The sequence below is a fragment of the Stutzerimonas sp. VN223-3 genome, from assembly GCF_045999685.1.
GTDB classification, from domain to species: domain Bacteria; phylum Pseudomonadota; class Gammaproteobacteria; order Pseudomonadales; family Pseudomonadaceae; genus Stutzerimonas; species Stutzerimonas stutzeri_AR.
The window spans coordinates 413744-431326 of record NZ_RBEC01000003.1 but is presented as its reverse complement, the minus strand read 5'-3'; the positions used below and the strand labels follow the sequence as shown (position 1 = coordinate 431326).

At 58.7% G+C, this 17583-nt stretch carries 17 protein-coding genes; 8 read left to right on the top strand and 9 right to left on the bottom strand.

Going from position 1 to position 17583, the window contains the following annotated elements; genetic code table 11:
- The first annotated feature begins 159 nt into the window (after positions 1-159).
- Both D7241_RS17875 and D7241_RS17870 read left to right on the top strand, forming a co-directional pair.
- Positions 160-2100: a sodium:solute symporter family protein gene (locus tag D7241_RS17875; RefSeq protein WP_408102658.1), complete on the top strand. Its 1941-nt coding sequence runs from the start codon at positions 160-162 to the stop codon at positions 2098-2100.
- A gap of 313 nt (positions 2101-2413) precedes the next feature.
- Positions 2414-2929, top strand: a complete 516-nt coding sequence (locus D7241_RS17870) for a hypothetical protein (RefSeq protein WP_255979108.1) — start codon at positions 2414-2416, stop codon at positions 2927-2929.
- An 87-nt stretch (positions 2930-3016) separates the two neighbouring features.
- Here the strand turns inward: D7241_RS17870 and D7241_RS17865 are convergent, their stop codons facing one another.
- The 3 genes from D7241_RS17865 to D7241_RS17855 form a co-directional block, all read right to left on the bottom strand.
- On the bottom strand, positions 3017-3808 hold the full coding sequence (locus D7241_RS17865; protein ID WP_255979106.1) for an SIR2 family protein: 792 nt from the start codon (positions 3806-3808) through the stop codon (positions 3017-3019).
- A gap of 10 nt (positions 3809-3818) precedes the next feature.
- Positions 3819-4367 carry a non-canonical purine NTP pyrophosphatase gene (locus D7241_RS17860; protein ID WP_408102957.1) on the bottom strand — a complete coding sequence of 183 codons (549 nt, stop codon included), beginning with the start codon at positions 4365-4367 and terminating at the stop codon, positions 3819-3821.
- Between the two features lie 103 nt (positions 4368-4470).
- The gene (locus D7241_RS17855; protein ID WP_408102657.1) at positions 4471-4920 is read right to left on the bottom strand and encodes a group II truncated hemoglobin; all 450 of its coding nucleotides are present in this window, start codon (positions 4918-4920) and stop codon (positions 4471-4473) included.
- A 115-nt stretch (positions 4921-5035) separates the two neighbouring features.
- Here D7241_RS17855 and D7241_RS17850 point away from each other — a divergent pair, with 115 nt between their 5' ends.
- Positions 5036-5467 carry a universal stress protein gene (locus tag D7241_RS17850; RefSeq protein WP_408102656.1) on the top strand — a complete coding sequence of 144 codons (432 nt, stop codon included), beginning with the start codon at positions 5036-5038 and terminating at the stop codon, positions 5465-5467.
- A 24-nt stretch (positions 5468-5491) separates the two neighbouring features.
- On the opposite strand, the gene D7241_RS17845 is transcribed toward D7241_RS17850, so the two are convergent.
- Together D7241_RS17845 and D7241_RS17840 are read right to left on the bottom strand one after the other, a co-directional pair.
- Positions 5492-5836 carry a YajD family HNH nuclease gene (locus D7241_RS17845; RefSeq protein WP_131648279.1) on the bottom strand — a complete coding sequence of 115 codons (345 nt, stop codon included), beginning with the start codon at positions 5834-5836 and terminating at the stop codon, positions 5492-5494.
- Positions 5837-5871: 35 nt separating this feature from the next.
- The gene (locus D7241_RS17840; protein ID WP_408102655.1) at positions 5872-6576 is read right to left on the bottom strand and encodes a YebC/PmpR family DNA-binding transcriptional regulator; all 705 of its coding nucleotides are present in this window, start codon (positions 6574-6576) and stop codon (positions 5872-5874) included.
- A gap of 229 nt (positions 6577-6805) precedes the next feature.
- Here D7241_RS17840 and D7241_RS17835 point away from each other — a divergent pair, with 229 nt between their 5' ends.
- Positions 6806-7702 (top strand): EamA family transporter, encoded by an 897-nt coding sequence (locus D7241_RS17835; RefSeq protein WP_408102654.1) that lies wholly within the window; start codon positions 6806-6808, stop codon positions 7700-7702.
- An 82-nt stretch (positions 7703-7784) separates the two neighbouring features.
- Here the strand turns inward: D7241_RS17835 and D7241_RS17830 are convergent, their stop codons facing one another.
- On the bottom strand, positions 7785-8462 hold the full coding sequence (locus tag D7241_RS17830; protein ID WP_408102653.1) for an MOSC domain-containing protein: 678 nt from the start codon (positions 8460-8462) through the stop codon (positions 7785-7787).
- A gap of 45 nt (positions 8463-8507) precedes the next feature.
- Positions 8508-8696, bottom strand: a complete 189-nt coding sequence (locus tag D7241_RS17825) for a hypothetical protein (protein WP_255979094.1) — start codon at positions 8694-8696, stop codon at positions 8508-8510.
- Positions 8697-8824: 128 nt separating this feature from the next.
- On the opposite strand from D7241_RS17825, the gene dgt reads away from it, so the two are divergent.
- Both dgt and D7241_RS17815 read left to right on the top strand, forming a co-directional pair.
- Positions 8825-10324 (top strand): dGTPase, encoded by a 1500-nt coding sequence (dgt, locus tag D7241_RS17820; RefSeq protein WP_408102652.1) that lies wholly within the window; start codon positions 8825-8827, stop codon positions 10322-10324.
- Between the two features lie 382 nt (positions 10325-10706).
- A complete protein-coding gene (locus D7241_RS17815) occupies positions 10707-11915 on the top strand; it encodes an ammonium transporter (protein WP_408102651.1) in 1209 nt (402 codons plus the stop codon).
- Positions 11916-12002: 87 nt separating this feature from the next.
- Here the strand turns inward: D7241_RS17815 and D7241_RS17810 are convergent, their stop codons facing one another.
- On the bottom strand, positions 12003-12641 hold the full coding sequence (locus D7241_RS17810; RefSeq protein ID WP_408102650.1) for a TetR/AcrR family transcriptional regulator: 639 nt from the start codon (positions 12639-12641) through the stop codon (positions 12003-12005).
- A 94-nt stretch (positions 12642-12735) separates the two neighbouring features.
- Here D7241_RS17810 and D7241_RS17805 point away from each other — a divergent pair, with 94 nt between their 5' ends.
- Positions 12736-13833 (top strand): efflux RND transporter periplasmic adaptor subunit, encoded by a 1098-nt coding sequence (locus D7241_RS17805; protein WP_408102649.1) that lies wholly within the window; start codon positions 12736-12738, stop codon positions 13831-13833.
- Between the two features lie 5 nt (positions 13834-13838).
- A complete protein-coding gene (locus D7241_RS17800) occupies positions 13839-16913 on the top strand; it encodes an efflux RND transporter permease subunit (protein ID WP_408102648.1) in 3075 nt (1024 codons plus the stop codon).
- A 22-nt stretch (positions 16914-16935) separates the two neighbouring features.
- Here D7241_RS17800 and D7241_RS17795 read toward each other — a convergent pair whose 3' ends face one another.
- On the bottom strand, positions 16936-17496 hold the full coding sequence (locus D7241_RS17795) for a TetR/AcrR family transcriptional regulator (protein WP_408102647.1): 561 nt from the start codon (positions 17494-17496) through the stop codon (positions 16936-16938).
- Between the last annotated feature and the right edge of the window lie 87 nt (positions 17497-17583).

Below are 17583 nucleotides of genomic sequence, written 5' to 3'. Positions count from 1 at the left end.
GCACATCCTGCGAGACCGTGGAAGGTAGCCCATCTGACTGCGGCACAGCGGCTTTCACGCTCCTGTGGCGCAGATCGCTCCGTTCATCCGAACGCTGCAATCTTTCGTTATTTCGCAGGTTCTCAAGCAGAACAGCTCTCCAACAAGGACAAAACCAATATGTTGGATTTACTGATAGTGACGGCTTTCATCCTGTATGGCCTGGGTTCCGGTCTGCGTGCTCGCGGTAAAGCTTCGCAGAGCCTTGACGAATATTTTCTGGCAGGCAGGACGATCAAGGGTTGGAAGGCTGGCTTCTCGATGGCTGCGACGCAGTTCGCCGCAGATACTCCGTTGCTGGTTACCGGTCTGGTTGCAACGGCAGGTATCTTCGCCCTCTGGCGTTTGTGGATCTACGGCATCGCGTTTCTGCTGATGGCATTCGTGTTTGCAGTTGGTTGGCGCCGTGCCGGGGTGTTGACCGACGCCGAGCTGACCCGCGTGCGTTACAGCGGCAAGGGTGTGACGCCGTTGCGTCTGCTCAAGGCCATTTATTACGGCACCGTAATCAATTGCGTGGTGCTCGCCATGGTACTGGTAGCGGCGGTTCGCATCGCTGAAGTATTTCTACCGTGGCATTTATGGCTGCCTACCGGAGTTTACGAGCCTATAGTCGGCTTCGTTACCAGCGCTGGGCTTCAGCTAGGCGAAAGCATTACGGGCCTTGAGCCGAGCATGATGACGGCCAACAACCTCATCTCGATTCTGCTGATTCTTGCGTTTACCGCCATGTACTCGATCACGGGTGGGCTGCGCGCGGTGGTCCAAACGGATGTGGTGCAGTTCAGCCTGGCAATGATCGGAACGCTGCTCTACGCCTGGTTCGTCATTGATGCAGTGGGAGGGTTGGGCGGGCTGACGGACCGCATCGTCGAACTCTACGGTGCCGAACAGGCCGGCAAGATGCTCTCCTTCGCGCCGCCAACCGATGCCGGGGAGTTGTTGATGCCGTTTTTGGTGATCATTGGGCTACAGTGGTTTTTCCAGATGAACTCCGATGGCACCGGCTATCTTGCGCAGCGAAGCATGGCCTGCCCGACCGACCGCGACGCCCGAATCGCCGGATTGGTATTCACCTGGTTACAGATTCTCCTGCGTAGCCTTTTCTGGCTCGCGATCGCCGTCGGTCTGTTGGTGCTTTATCCCTTCACGCCAAGTGAGATGGCCGGCGAGGGGTTCACTGCGGCCCGAGAAGCCTTGTTCGTGACAGGCATCGAAGATCTGCTACCGCCGGGTGTACGCGGATTGATGCTGGTCGGCTTGCTTGCAGCACTGGCCTCGACTGTCGATACGCATCTCAATTGGGGTGCGTCCTACTGGAGCAACGATGTCTATGGCGGCGTGTTTGCACCCCATGTGCTCAAGCGCAAGCCCAGGGACCGAGAGCTCGTGGTCGTTGCGCGTTTATCGAATGTGCTGATTCTGGTGATCGCGATGATCATCATGGCCAACCTCGGCTCGATCCAGACTGCCTGGTTCATCTCGCTGCTATTCGGTGCGGGAATGGGTTCGGTCTTGGTGCTGCGCTGGTTGTGGGAACGAATCAATCTGTATTCGGAACTGACCGCCATGGCAGTGTCGCTGATTACCGCGCCGCTACTGCTCTATTACCTGGGTACTGACCCGGAGCGCGAATGGATTCGCCTCGGCATCATGGCCCTGACCACAACATCCGCCGCCATCCTGGTGACCTTCATCACGCCAGCGACAGATGATGCGACGCTCAAGCGTTTCTATCGGCGGGTGCGTCCGTTCGGCTTCTGGCGGCATGCAGCGATGCTTAACGGTGTTGCTGCAGCGGTGTCAGTCAGAGCGCTCGGTACTCGTTTGTTTGCAGTCGCAGTGACCGCGGTTTCGCTGTTTTCGCTGCTGGTGGGCATAGGCCGATTGATGTTCCCGCCGCCTGAGGGCAGTTCGGTTATCAGTTGGGTGTGTCTGGCGCTCGGTCTGCTGTTGATACCCGTATGGTTGCGCATCGCCATGGGCCGCGACTTCGACACGGACCCGGAAGACGAGCCACTGCGTGAAGATATTTCAAGCAGGCAAGGTGGCTCTGCCTGATTAATAGGCGCTACTTCCGGCCCCGATTCGCCATCTGCTAGTGAGTCGGGGCCGTTTCGTTAATTAGCTTAATATAAAAGAGCCGCTCTGTTTGTTGGTGAAGGACTATCGCTGTTGCGCTTTTTAATATGGCTCGGTTTAGTATGAAAGGTTAACTACCGAAGCGGTTAATGAAAATAAAAGTCTTGTAAAATTAACAAGTTGCTTCATATACCTAAAATAAAATGAACAGTCTTGGTGTGCTTGGGTCATTAGCATACGCATCGCGTCAGCGACTTGCGTATTTCGCCATAGCAGAACAAGAGGTGGTGTCATGAACCGACTTTTCAAAACTTCCCTGCTGGTAGCCGCTATGTTTCCAACTTTCGCAGGTGCCGCTCCGATGGCAGGTGATCGCGAAGTTACTCTGAGCGGCGCGGGCAGTAGCGACAGGGACTTCGACGACACAGTGTTCTCCGTACAGGGCAGTTGGGGTACTTATTTGGATGAAGCTTCCATGTGGGGCATCCGACAAACAGTCAATGCGCGTGACTCGGAAGGTGAGAGCGTCCAGTTCGACGGCTCCACGCGAGCGTTTTATGACTATCACTTCGGTAGCGGAAAAACCCGTCCATTCATTGGTGTGAGCGTCGGCGGGCTCTATGGCGAGGAGGTTGACGAGACCTTCATGGGTGGCCCTGAGTTGGGCATCAAGTACTGGGTGCAAGACAAGACATTCATCACTGCAATGGCCGAGTATCAGTTCCTGTTCAAGAGCGGGAGCGATGCGCAAGATCGTTACGATGATGGAGCGTTCTTCTATAGCGTCGGTATTGGTTATAACTACTGATCGCTACGTGTGCGATGCCAACGGCATCGCACACCTTGTTTCGCCTCGCTTGATCAAGTTGGACTTGAAACTTTGCCGGAATGTTAATCACGCCTCTACCAGCTCCCTCAGAAAATTCTTCAAAGCCAGCCCTGGTTCATCATCTTCCGAAGTAACCATCTGAATACCCCATTGGCTGAGAATCTCTTCCTGTACGGGATTGGGTTTGTGCGAAAAGACATACGAAATCGGCCGAACACCGAGTGTCTCGTGCTCATTCCACATCTTCGAAAGCTTGTAGAACAACAGCCGAATATTGGTATCGGAAAGGCTATAACCAATAAATAACACCGCTTTGCTCAAGGTGTCTGCGCGCAGTTTGATATCCAGCGGCGTCTCGAACTGCAGGCGCTCGTAATAACTGGTCTCATCCAACACGATCGAGTCATCGTCATCGAAATCCCCGTGGAACTTAACGATCTGCCGGACTCCGTCACGGGCTTTTACCAAGTCGCTCGCATTGGCGATCTTGATATAGCTGACGCCATGAGCGTCGTGAGCGTTCTCCAGCCAGCGGTCATAATTGGTCGTATAGATCGCAGGAAACCTGCCCTGAACGATCAGTCGGTGAATCTCCGAGTCGCGAATTTCGATATTCCGGTGCCACTCACGGTCCATCCAACTGCGCAAAGGGCCGATATTTCCTTTTTTGATGCGGTAGTACTCGGCTAGCGAGAGGAAATTGCCATAGGTGTCGAATACGTCGGGGTCGTAGTCGAGTTGTAGAGCGATCTCGTTGATCAAATCTCGCCAAGGTGGCAGCCCGATATTGGCCGACACTCCGGAGCCAACGAAAAGAATCAGACGATCGTGCCGGTAGGCTTCCAGAAGTTTCTGCATCGATTTGCCCTCAGGTTTCGCGCAAGTGGGTCACGAAGGCATCCAGTGCCCGCTTTCGCATGGACAGATCGTTATGGACCCCACCCAACTCGGCGAACGTACAAGAGTAACCGTCGGGGATGAACACGTTGTCCCACTCGAAGCCTTCATCGCCCGCCGGTTCGCGGGAAATCTTCCCGGCAACCTCACCTTCGAAAAAATGCCGTTTGCGTCCGTCGCAATAGCCAATCAGGGTTCGCGCCACCGCTGAAGGATCATCCAGACCGCCAATCAGTTCGGAAAAGCGCACGGCGTGCAATCGATCCCAGAATGTCTGGGTCAGACCGCCGGGAAAGCCGTTCAGGCTATTGATGAACAGACCGGAATGTTCGACGAAGACCGGTTTACCTATCAGCTTGAAGGCATCCAGCAATTTATCGCTGACCAGTTGATACAAGTCTTCCGTCTGGGTTTCAACGATCCGCACCGGAAAGTTGATGATCTCTATGCCGCTCTGCTCTAGAAATTCCCCTATGTCACGGATTTTCTGCTCGTTGACCGAGGCAAAGCGGATCTTCATCTTGATTACCTGACAGCGCGATTCGAAGCGTCGATGCTGCAGGGCGCGCATTTTTACCCCGCTAGGGATAGACGCATCGATGCGCTCAGGGGTTCAGCTAGCGCTAGGGCTGAAGTGATTGGGGGCGTGCCGGACATGCCTGCCGTCCGGCCTGGAGGATGCGCTCTGCCGGCACTCGCAACTGCGCCAGCAGATAGGCGGCGAAATCCGCTGTGTAATTTTGCCTGGCAATGGCGAGCGCCATGCAGTCGAGCCAGGCGTCCCGTTCGGCTTCGCCTACCGTCCAGCGAGTATGGAATTGCGGAATGCTGATGCTGCCGTACTTTTCCGCATAACGACGCGGCCCACCCAGCCAGCCGCTGAGAAACGCCGCCAATCGTTCACGTGACGCGCTCAGGTCCTCAGGGTACAGGAGGCGCACGCAAGCGGCTGTTTCGGTTTCATCCATGATCCGGTAGAAATCCGCGACCAGACACTCGATGCCGATTTCGCCGCCGGCTGCCTGAAATGAAGCGTCACCGACGCCAAACGGGGTTTTACAAGTTGTACTCATCAGCTGGCCTATGAGATAGGGCGGTTCGCAAAAGGAGATTTAAGAAGCGGTCGTGCTGCCGGACGCGATTAAGCATTGGTCTATGCTGATTTAACCACTCTCCATGGAGGTCTACATGCGCACCGTTCTTTTAGCTTACGACGGTTCGGACAATGCCAAGCGGGCATTGCAATACATCATCGATTTCGCAGCTGACGCGTCTAAGGCGCTCAACGTGCATGTGCTGAACGCGCAACAGGAACCGGTTATCTATGGTGAGTTCGTCACCCCCAGTACGGTTGAGGAACTCAATAACGGCCTCCTAGCCAAATCGCACCATACGCTTGAAGAAGCCGCTACAGCACTGCAAGCGGCCGGGGTTGCGCACCAGACCCATGCTGTTTTGGGCAACGTGGCGGAGCAAGTGAATGACGCGGTGAAGCGACTCGGATGCGACACCGTGGTGATGGGCACTCGCGGCCTGGGTAGTTTCACCGGCATGCTGCTTGGCTCGGCGGCCAATCGGGTAATACATGAGGTCTCGGTGCCGGTACTGCTGGTGAAGTGACCGGCACCGAAAGGCGGGCTGGGGTCAGTCCGATTTTCCCTTGAGCAGATCGCCAAGGTTGGCGAAAGCCTTGAATGTCTCCTTCGGGCCCAGGTCGCTGCCGGGCCTGGCTTCCGCCTGGTACTGATTGTCCGTATAGCGCGAGTGTTCGTTGTCGTGGCAGTACAGGCAGAGCAGCTCCCAGTTAGAGCCGTCCTCCGGATTGTTGTCGTGGTTGTGGTCTTTATGGTGGACGGTCAATTCGCTCAGACGTTTGCCCGAAAACTCTCGCGCGCAACGCCCACAGACCCAGGGGTACATCTTCAGTGCTTTCTCGCGATAGCCCTGTTCGCGCTGAGCGTAAGGCGTATTCGGTTTGTTTGTGCTCATCGTGTTTGCCTCTACTGAACTCGATCCGGACTAAATCAGCCCGCCAATCCAACGTATACGTTCTGTACGTCGTCATGGGCATCGATGGCGCTGAGGAAGGCTTCGACCTCCTCGAGCTCCGCGCCGGACAGGGTTGTGACCGGATTCTTCGGCCGATAGCCGAGTTGCGCTGCCTGCACGGTAAAACCGTGATCGGGAAGGGCGCGGCAGACCACGTCCATGTCCGTGGCATCGCTGATGAACAGCGTGGCGCCGTCTTCAGCAGCTTCGAAATCCTGTGCGCCGGCTTCGATCGCGGCGAGTTCCGGATCGGAATCGGCGGCATTCGGCGCCGCTTCGATCATGCCGCAGTGGTCGAAATCCCAGGCGACCGAGCCGGATGCGCCGAGTTGACCCTTGCGGAACAGTACGCGGATTTCAGCGACGGTGCGGTTGACGTTGTCGGTCAGGCACTCGACGATCACCGGCACCTGGTGCGGCGCGAAACCTTCATACGTGGTGCGCTCGTAGTTGACGCTTTCGCCGAGCAGGCCGGCGCCTTTCTTGATCGCTCGTTCCAGCGTTTCGCGTGGCATTGATGCCTTCTTCGCCTGTTCCACCACCAGACGTAAGCGGGGATTCATGTCCGGATCGGCACCGCTGCGGGCCGCGATCATGATTTCCTTCGACAGTTTGCCGAACGTACGTCCCTTGGCGTTGGCTGCCGCTTCCTTATGTTTCGCTTTCCACTGTGCGCCCATGGTTACTCTCGTGTTTGGTACGGGTTGATGGTGTCGACCGAATAGACGCCGATTCTAGCCGTTGCAGCTGAAGCAGGCACGGCCCGCGCGTCACTGCGTCATGCGGCGAGATGCGCGGCGCCTGTTTGCGTAAGTGTCGCGGAGTGTATTGCCGAATTGCATGTTCGCTGTATGAGTGCGCCTGCATTGCGCCCAGCTTTAATGAGTCTTTGCTTGCGGAGAATCTGCCATGTCGCCCAAGGACCTGCTGCTGGCCCTGGTCGTGATCATCGTCTGGGGCATGAATTTCGTGGTGATCAAGATCGGTCTGGACGACATCCCGCCGATGCTGCTCGGATCACTGCGCTTTCTGCTGGCGGCGTTCCCGGCTGTGCTCTTTATCAAGCGTCCGCAACTTCCGCTGCGCTGGTTACTCGCCTATGGCGCGACCATTTCGCTGGGTCAGTTCGCCTTTCTGTTTTCGGCGATGAAGGTCGGCATGCCGGCCGGGTTGGCCTCGCTGGTATTGCAATCCCAAGCGTTTTTCACCTTGTTCTTCGCCGCGCTATTTCTCGGCGAGCGGCTGCGTGCCACCAACCTGGTCGGGCTACTGATCGCCGCCGGCGGTCTGCTGCTGATTGGTCTACAGGGTGATCGCAGCATGACGCTGGCGGGCTTCGTGTTGACCATATGCGCGGCGTCGATGTGGGCTCTTGGCAATATCGTCACGCGCAAGGTAGGCAAGGTGAACCTGGTCGGTCTGGTGGTCTGGGGCAGCCTGATTCCGCCGATTCCCTTCTTTGCGCTGTCATGGATGCTGGAAGGTCCGCAGGTGATCGAAAGCGCGTTGCGCGGCATCGGCTGGGATTCGATTCTGGTGCTGGTCTACCTGGCGTTCGGTGCGACGATCCTTGGCTACGGTCTGTGGAGCCGGTTGCTGTCGCGCTATCCGGCAAACACCGTGGCACCTTTCTCGCTATTGGTGCCGGTGGTGGGCCTGACCTCCGCCGCGCTGTTGCTCGATGAGCATTTGGGTGTGCTGCAAGCGATCGGTGCGCTGTTGGTGATGCTGGGGCTGATCATCAATGTGGGTGGTGGCTGGCTGCTTGGCCGGGTGCGCATGGCACTGGGTAGTTCGGTGGCCTGAGGGAGCCGGATCGCGCATTCGTGGCCTACTCAGCTCCGGAGGCTGTGGCAGAAATCAGGCCTTGAAGCGGCCGATCAACGCATCAGAACAGCGCTCTCTGATCGCGCTGCCGCCGCCGCGCATCGAGGCGTTGGCGGAATCGTCGGCGATACTCGGTCGCCAATGGCTCCAGCTCGGCCAGCCAGGCCAGCTCAGCGTCGCTGGCATCGTCATCGGTGAAGCCGCGCCATATGCGAGCGACACTGGCGGTTGGGCACGGACGCTCAACCAGATGTAACGGGGTACAGATGGCGATCTCACCGGGCTCGATTGTGCGGTACAGCCAGCCGATTCTGCCGCTTTGCGCCAGTTGTTTTGCCAGCCCGCGTGCAGCGTGGCGCCGATCAAGATTGGCGCATGGTGAGCGCGGCTGGCTCACTTCGATCAACGCATCACCCCAGCGAAAGCGATCGCCTATGCAAACCTGGCGCTCATCGATACCAATGGTAGACAGGTTTTCGCCAAAAGCGGCGGAACCGAGTCGTTGCAGGTGCGGATAGGCCTTACGCCAATGGCCATAGTGTTCGGCCGGGTAGTGACAGAGACTGCGATCAGGTCCGCCATGAAAGCGACGATCGGCAACTCGGTCACCGTGCAGCCCGTCCATGCCGAGCCAGACCGTTTCCTGCGCCAACTGCTTGTCGATAGCCGACGGTTTTTCAGTACCGGGCAGGCGTAGCAGCTGCTTACTCAGAAAAGGGCCATCAACCGACCATTGCATGTTGTTTTTCCTGATCCGAATAGAAGTCTGCGTGACCGTCTCTATTCAGCCTTCGTTTAAGCGTGCTAGCTCACGGCGGACCATGGCTGCGTATTCGGGTGGGGTGAGTTGATACAGCTCCGAGGCGACCCAGGCCAGCCAGCGAGCACCCAGTGCCGACCGCTTTTCAAGCAGCCGCCTTGCTTCTGCTGCGGCGCGCTCGGCATGTTGTTGATGAAAATTCGATCGGCTCATGATGGCTTCGATTCATGCTGGGACGGCCGATTCTAATCGAGAGGGCGCTACGGTAGTGCCCTACGGTCTTGGTAAAGCCGTCATGCCGCGCTAGGCTCCTCAATCCCTTTCGTTAGCGAGTTCGACCCATGCCGGGGCCCGTCAATTTCAAGCACAAGATTTCCCGTCAGCGACCTCATGGCCGTGTCGAGTCGGGCCTCCTGGCCTCCGAAGATATGTCGCTGATCATCGATGCGCTTGAGAGCGACCGCGGGCGCATCGTCAATTCAGCTGCCGTGCGCCGCTTGCAGCAGAAAACACAGGTGTTCCCGCTGGAGCGCAATGCGGCAGTGCGCAGCCGCCTGACGCATTCATTGGAAGTGCAACAGACCGGCCGTTTTATCGTCCGGACGCTGTACAAGCAGCTCGGCGACAAGGCCGGTCAGTACGGCCTCGATGGTTTGGAAAGCGCACTGGAAAGTTTGGTGGAAATGGCCTGCCTGATGCACGACATCGGTAATCCCCCCTTTGGACATTTCGGCGAGTTCGCCATCGGCGAGTGGTTCGCACGTAACCTTGAGGCTCTGTTTGACGTCGCGGTTCCGGCTGGGCAGGGCGATGGCGATGTCGAGCTACGCACGCGCATGCTCGTCGATCTAAAGCAGTTCGAGGGCAATGCCCAGGCGATCCGGCTGGTGGTCAGCCTGCTGCGGCTGAACCTGACCTACACCCAGACCGCCGGCTTGCTCAAATATGTGCGTGCCGCCTATGCGCCGAGGCCGCCGCAGGGATCGCCGGGTGCTTATCTGCATAAGAAGCCGGGCTTCTATCTGTCCGAAGAGCCGTTTGTAGTCGGTATGCAGGCAGCTCTGGATCTTCAACCGGGCACTCGCCATCCGGTCGCCTACATCATGGAAGCGGCGGACGACATCGCCTATTGCCTGGCAGATATCGAAGACTCGGTGGAGAAGGGCATCTTCACCATCGAGCAACTAGCGCGACTGCTGGTCGACAAGTTCGCCGAGCACGGCTCGCCAGACGAGCCGATCGGCGCGACCGGTCGCAGTTTCCGCAACATGGTCACCTATGCCGAGTCGCGTGCGGAAAAAGAGCCGATCAACAAGGTTGGCGAGTTCTTCATCTGGTTGAGGGTGAACATGGTCCATCCATTGGTGCAGCACGCGGCCCAGCAGTTCATCGAACATATCGAGGCGGTGTATCACGGCACTCTGGACCGTGCTTTGCTGGAAGACGCCAGCTTGCCCAACGCCATCGTGCAGACCTTCAAGGACGTAGCGATGGACCGCGTCTTCTGCCATCGCGAAGTGGAAACCCTGCAGTTGCAGGGATATCGAATTCTTCAAGGCCTGTTGGATACTTATGCACCGCTACTGCGTGTCGCTCCAGCAACGTTCCAGGCCTTGACCGAGGGTGGTTGCCGCCGCGAACCGCATCTGCAAATGCTGGCCCGCCGGCTGCCGAGCCAGTTGATCAAGGCCTACCACGAGGCCATGAAAGCTCATTCAGAGGATTCGCCCGATCAGTCGCTGTGGGAGTTCTACTACCGCTGCCGAATGCTGCAGGATTTCGTCAGCGGCATGACCGATCAGCTGGCGCAGGACGAATTCCGTACGTTGTCCGCGTTGTAACCGCATCCCGCTGCTGCCCCGCTCTGGGGCGCTCGACTTCCCCATGATGCTATAGGCGCTTCCCCGCGGCGCCTGTCTCGCCTGCTACCCGGCATACCTTGCGCCAACTTGGGCCGTCTTTCCGCTTCGCTGGTACAGGCCTTGCAACGGCTTGGTGCGTCTTTTTCGCTGCTGGCGCTCAAATGGCGCAGCGGAAAGTCGGTTCCAGGTGGCAGTGGCTGTAAATCTTTGAATTTGAAGGTTCTGCAAACCGGAACTCAGCAAATCCTGGCAGCCGGCCGGGGCAGGCAATGGCGAGCAATCAATCAGGCGTGACGCATCATGGTGCGTTTGTCTGGTAATTCTGGCCGTTTTGGTGCGACTCAATGGCGGGAAGCAGTAAATGGAAAATCCAAATAGTGCCGTGGAGGTGCTAATCCATAGCGCCAATTCTTTATTTATCCTGATGGGCGCTGTAATGGTGCTGGCGATGCACGCGGGTTTCGCCTTCCTCGAGGTTGGCACCGTACGCCTGAAGAATCAGGTCAACGCGCTGTCGAAAATCATCGCCGATTTCGCCGTTTCAACGCTGGCGTATTTCTTCATCGGGTATTGGGTCGCCTACGGTGTGACATTCATGCAGCCTGCTGACCAGCTCATCGCTGAAAACGGCTATTCGCTGGTGAAGTTCTTTTTCCTACTCACCTTTGCCGCGGCGATACCGGCAATCATCTCCGGTGGCATCGCCGAACGCGCGCGTTTCGGCCCGCAGTTGTGCGCGACGCTGCTTATCGTCGCGTTCATTTATCCCTTCTTCGAAGGGCTGATGTGGAACGGTAACTTCGGTCTGCAAGCCTGGCTGGAAGCGACGTTCGGCGCTCCGTTCCATGACTTCGCGGGTTCGGTGGTCGTGCACGGCATGGGTGGCTGGTTGGCGCTCGGGGCGGTCCTCCTGCTGGGGCGGCGCAACGGGCGATATCGTGATGGACGACTGGTGGCTTTCGCGCCTTCGAACATCCCATTCCTGGCGTTAGGCTCATGGATTCTGATCGTCGGCTGGTTCGGCTTTAACGTGATGAGCGCGCAAACCCTCGAAGGCGTCAGCGGCCTGGTAGCGATCAACTCGCTGATGGCGATGGTCGGTGGTACTGCGGCGGCCTGGGTGGTTGGCCGTAATGACCCTGGTTTCCTGCACAACGGCCCGCTGGCTGGACTGGTCGCGGTCTGTGCCGGCTCCGACGTGATGCACCCGATTGGTGCGCTGGTCACCGGCCTGATCGCGGGCGCTTTGTTCGTCTGGACCTTCACCGCGGCGCAGAACAAGTGGAAAGTCGACGATGTACTTGGCGTATGGCCGCTGCACGGCCTATGTGGCGTCTGGGGTGGGCTGGCCTGTGGAATCTTCGGTCAGCAGGCCCTGGGTGGGCTGGGTGGAATCAGTATTTTCAGCCAACTGGTCGGCTCGGCACTGGGTATATCGGTTGCGTTGATTGGCGGCCTTCTGGTGTACGGCATCCTCAAGGCGACCATTGGGATACGCCTGAGCCAGGAAGAAGAGTTCAATGGCGCTGACCTGTCCATCCATCGGATCGGTGCGTTGAGCCACGACTGACGATCAGCTGCAACATGCAGAAGTGAAAGCGAACTTTGGGCGCATCGTGCGTACGGGTTCGCTGTCGTCGTGTCAGTCTGTCTCGTGCTACCCAGCGCCATAGGCACGCATAAATAAGGCGATGCAGTCCTGTACGTGCTTTTCCGCCTCTTCCGCGCTCGGCAAATCGGCATAGCCGATCAGCAGGCGGAAATGCGCCGCGCCTTTGATCAGTGAGCAGAAGTGTTCAGCGGCACGCATGGGCTCGGGAATCTTCAGCATGTCGCTCTCGTCCGCCTGGATGAGTAACTGCTCGAGATCAACCAGTAACCGCTGCGGGCCGGCATCGAAAAACATGCGTGACAGCGCCGGGTTCTGTGTCGCCATCGCTACCATGACGCGATGCAGGCCGATGGATTCCGGGCTGTTGACCAACTCTTGGAATGCATGACCGATATCCAGCAACACCTGCTCGATCGAACAGCCATCCGCCAGCGCAAACAGCTTGCGCGGCAGACGCGTTTCGCAGGTGGCTTTCACCGCGGCGCCGAACAGCGCCTCCTTGTCTTTGAAATGGCTGTACAGCGTGAGCTTGGAAACGCCGGCCTCGGCAGCGATGGTTTCCATACTGCTGCCTTCGTAGCCATTGCTGAGGAATAACACCTTAGCGGCAGCCAGTATCGCCTCGCGCTTGGCTGGATCCTTTGGACGGCCTGGGCCAGAGGGTGCGGATGGGCTTTCTGTCATATGTGTTTTTAATACTAGACTGGTGAGTTCGGTATTTTTACTATACCGCGCAGTATAGGTATCAAGCCCGCCTTGCGACAGAGAGAGATCCATCGTGTTCCGACATGCCTTGCCTTTCCTCGGTGTCATTGGTTTCGCGTTGCTTGCTGGCTGCGGCAACGGCGAGCCCGAGCAACTCTCGGCAAGGCCGGTAATGGTGGTTCAACCCCAACCGGCCAGCGAGGCGGTCGAGAGCTATCCGGGCGAGGTGCACGCGCGTTACGAGCCCGAGCTGGCTTTTCGTATCGGCGGGAAGGTGACCGAGCGTTTGGTCGAGGCTGGTGAGCGAGTGCGCAAGGATCAGCCGCTGGCCAAAATCGATCCGCAAGACGTGCGGCTGCAACTCGAAGGTATCCGCGCTCAGGTCGCTGCCGCCGAGGCCAACCTGAGGGTCGCCCGCGCCGAACACGAGCGCTACAAGACGCTCATGAATCGGCAACTGGTCAGCCGATCGCAATTCGACGCTTCGGAAAATGCCTTTCGTTCGGCCCAGGCACGCCTGAAACAGGCACGTGCCGAGTTCGACGTCGCGAGCAACCAGGTCGACTACGCGACTCTGCGCGCGACGCGCGACGGGGTGATCGCCAGGCGTCTGGTCGAAGTCGGACAGGTAGTCGCGGCCGGGCAGACGGCATTCGTTCTAGCCGCCGATGGTGAGCGTGAGGTCGCGATCAATCTCCCCGAGCAAGCGCTGGATCGTTATGCGATCGGCCAGAAAGTTTCGGTGGAAATCTGGTCGCAACCGGGCAAGCAGTACCCCGGCAAGATTCGTGAGCTGTCACCAGCGGCCGACGAGCAGTCGCGTACCTACTCGGCGCGGGTTGCATTCACAGATGCGGCTGTGCCCGCCGAACTCGGTCAGAGCGCATTGGTATCGATCCGTACTAATGGAGACGTGCCCCTGGCTGTCCCGCTTTCGGCTGTTACGGCGGAGCAGGGCAAGGCCTTTGTCTGGCGGATAAAAGACGACGCCACGCTGGAGCGGGTGGCCGTGCGGACCGGGGCCTACGGCGAAACGCTGGTGCCGGTGCTCGAGGGCCTGCGAGCCGATGACTGGATAGTGCTGGCCGGTGTGCAGATGCTCCACGAGAACCAGTCGGTGAGGGCAGTCGATCGTGATAACCGCCCGGTCGTACTGGCTGCTCAGGAGTAACCACGATGCGCTTCAATCTCTCCGCCTGGGCGCTGGGCAACCGGCAGATCGTCATTTATCTGATGTTGCTGATGGCCGTTGTGGGGGCGCTGTCGTACAGCAAGCTCGGTCAGAGCGAAGATCCGCCGTTTACCTTCAAAGCGATGGTGATCCAGACCCAATGGCCGGGTGCTACCGCTGAGGAAGTTTCCCGGCAGGTTACCGAGCGCATCGAAAAAAAGCTGATGGAGACCGGCGAATACGAGCGCATCGTTTCCTTTTCACGTCCGGGCGAATCCAACGTGACCTTCATGGCGCGTGACTCGTTGCGCTCCGAACAAATTCCTGACCTCTGGTACCAGATACGCAAAAAGATCGGTGACATCCGCCACACGCTACCGGCCGGGGTGCAAGGTCCGTTCTTCAACGACGAGTTCGGCACCACCTTCGGCAACATCTATGCGCTAACCGGCAAGGGCTTCGACTACGCCGTGCTCAAGGACTACGCCGACCGTATCCAATTGCAGCTGCAGCGTGTGAAGAACGTCGGCAAGGTCGAGCTGATCGGTCTGCAGGACGAGAAGATCTGGATCGAGCTATCCAACGTCAAACTGGCGAACCTGGGTGTGTCGCTAGAAGCAGTACAGCAAGCCTTGGAAGCGCAGAACACGGTGATGTCGGCGGGCTTCGTCGAGACGCCCAGCGACCGTATTCAGTTGCGTGTTACCGGCAGTTTCGAGACGGTGAAGGAAATCCGCGATTTCCCTATCAGAGTTGCTGGCAACACTTTCCGTATTGGCGATGTGGCCGAGGTTTACCGCGGTTTCAACGACCCACCGGCACCCCGTATGCGCTTCATGGGCGAGCCGGCGATCGGGCTGGCGGTTTCAATGAAAGCCGGTGGCGACATCCTCATGCTCGGCGAAGCGCTGCAAGGCGAATTCGCCAGGTTGCAGCAGGAGCTGCCGGCCGGCATGGAATTGCGCAAGGTGTCCGACCAGCCTGCGGCGGTAAAGACCGGCGTTGGCGAGTTCGTGCGGGTGCTGATCGAGGCGTTGGTGATCGTGCTGCTGGTGAGCTTCTTCTCGCTCGGCGTGCGCACCGGGCTTGTAGTCGCGTTGTCGATTCCGCTGGTGCTGGCGATGACATTCGCGGCCATGGACTATCTGGACATCGGTCTACACAAAATTTCGTTGGGTGCGCTGGTGTTGGCGCTCGGGTTGCTGGTAGACGACGCGATCATCGCCGTGGAGATGATGGCGATCAAGATGGAACAAGGCTTCGATCGGCTCAAGGCGGCGAGTTATGCCTGGACCAGCACGGCCTTCCCGATGCTCACCGGCACCCTGATCACCGCGGCCGGCTTTCTACCGATTGCCACGGCACAGTCGAGTACTGGTGAATACACCCGGTCTATTTTTCAGGTGGTGACCATCGCGCTGGTTGCTTCATGGATCGCCGCGGTGATGTTTGTCCCTCTATTGGGCGCGAAGCTGCTGCCGGATCTGGCCAAGCGTTACGCGCAAAAGCACGGCGGTAGCGATGCAGGGCACGATCCCTATTCGACGCCGTTTTATCAGCGGGTGAGGCGGATCATTTACTTCTGCGTGCGTCGGCGCAAAACCGTGATCGTACTGACGCTGTTGCTCTTCGTCGGTGCGATCGGCCTGTTCCGTGTCGTTCCGCAGCAGTTCTTCCCGGCGTCTGGGCGTCTGGAGCTGATGGTCGATCTCAAACTGACCGAAGGCGCTTCGCTCAAGGCCACCGAAGCCGAGGTGCGCCGCCTCGAAGACATGCTTAAGGACCATGCTGGTATCGATAACTACGTCGCCTATGTCGGTAATGGCTCGCCGCGCTTTTACCTGCCGCTCGACCAACAACTACCCGCTACTAGCTTTGCCCAGATCGTGGTGCTGGCGAAGAGCATCGAGGAACGCGAAGCCCTTCGCAGCTGGCTGATCGAGCGCCTGCGTGAAGATTTCCCGACCTTGCGCGGACGCGTCAGTCGTCTGGAAAATGGCCCGCCGGTAGGCTACCCGGTGCAGTTCCGAGTGACCGGCGAGCATATCGATGTGGTGCGCAAGTTGGCGCGTCAGGTCGCCGCCAAGGTGCGTGAGAATCCCTACGTTGCCAACGTGCATTTGGACTGGCAGGAGCCGAGCAAGGTGGTCTGGCTGAATGTCGATCAGGACCGCGCACGCGCCCTCGGGGTGAGCACGGTCGAGCTGTCGAGTTTCCTCAAGCGTACTTTCACCGGCGCCACTGCCGGCCAGTTTCGTGAGGACAATGAGCTAATCGAGATTCTATTGCGCGGTACCGCACGCGAGCGCGAGACGCTATCGATGCTGCCGAGCCTGGCGATTCCCACCGCCAGCGGTCTCAGCGTGCCGTTGTCGCAAGTCGCCACGCTGGAATATGGCTTCGAGGAAGGCGTGATCTGGCACCGTGATCGCTTGCCGACGGTGACGGTGCGTGCCGATATCTACGGCGATCAGCAGCCGGCCTCGCTGGTGCAGCAGATCCAGCCGACACTGAGCGAGATCCGCGACACGCTGCCCAGCGGTTATCTGCTGGAGGTCGGCGGCACTGTGGAGGACTCCAGTCGCGGGCAGGCTTCGGTGAATGCTGGTATGCCACTGTTCATTATCGTCGTGGTCAGCTTGTTGATGCTGCAGCTCAAGAGCTTCTCCCGCGCGGCGATGGTGTTTCTTACTGCACCGCTGGGGCTGATCGGCGTCACCCTGTTCCTGCTGCTGTTCGGCAAGCCGTTCGGTTTTGTCGCGATGCTCGGCACCATCGCGCTGTCCGGGATGATCATGCGCAACTCAGTGATTCTGGTGGACCAGATCGAGCAGGACATCGGTGCCGGTCATGACCGCTTCAACGCCATCGTCGACGCCACGGTGCGCCGCTTCCGGCCCATCGTGTTGACCGCGTTGGCCTCGGTGCTGGCGATGATTCCGCTGTCACGCAGCGTGTTTTTCGGGCCTATGGCGGTGGCCATCATGGGTGGATTGATCGTCGCTACCGCGCTGACGCTGCTATTCCTGCCGGCGCTTTACGCCGCTTGGTTCCGCGTGAAGGAAGAGCGCCCGGCATAAGAGCGCGCTATCCGGCATCACCTCAAATACCGGCGGCCTGCAGCAAGTGGTCGGCCGCCGCCTTGGCCAGCAGCGCCTGATCGGCCGGCCCTTCGATGTGCGCCATGCTCAGCGCACCCTCGATCAGAAATTGCAATTGCCGCGCAAGGTGCTCTGGCTGCGGTGCGTCGAGCGCTTCGAGCAGTTCGCGCAAGTGCGTCTGGAACTCTGCCTTGTAAGTAGCCGAACGCTGATGAATCGGATGATCGCGGTCGTGGTATTCGGCCGCGGCGTTGATGAACAGGCAACCACAGAACGCGCTCGGGTTGTGAATCATGTTGTTCAATCCTTCAAACACACCGAGCAACGCCTTGCGTGGCGGCAGCTTGTCGCGCGCTTCGCGTAAGCGCTCGAGCATCGGCTGCTGACGTGCGTCGAGCACCGCCAGGATCAATTCTTCCTTCGACTTGAAGTGCTTGTACAGCGTCATCTTCGCCACACCGGACTCGCTGAGAATCCGGTCGATGCCCGTGGCGTGGTAGCCCTCTGTGTAGAACAGCCGCTCGGCAGTGCTGAGCAGTAGGTCGCGCTTGTTCGTTGCCATGTAGGTCTCCTCGGACGGCCATTATGCGGGAGCGATTCTTTTCCCTCCAATCGCCATCCTCATGAACATTTTGCGCTTGCAGTGTAC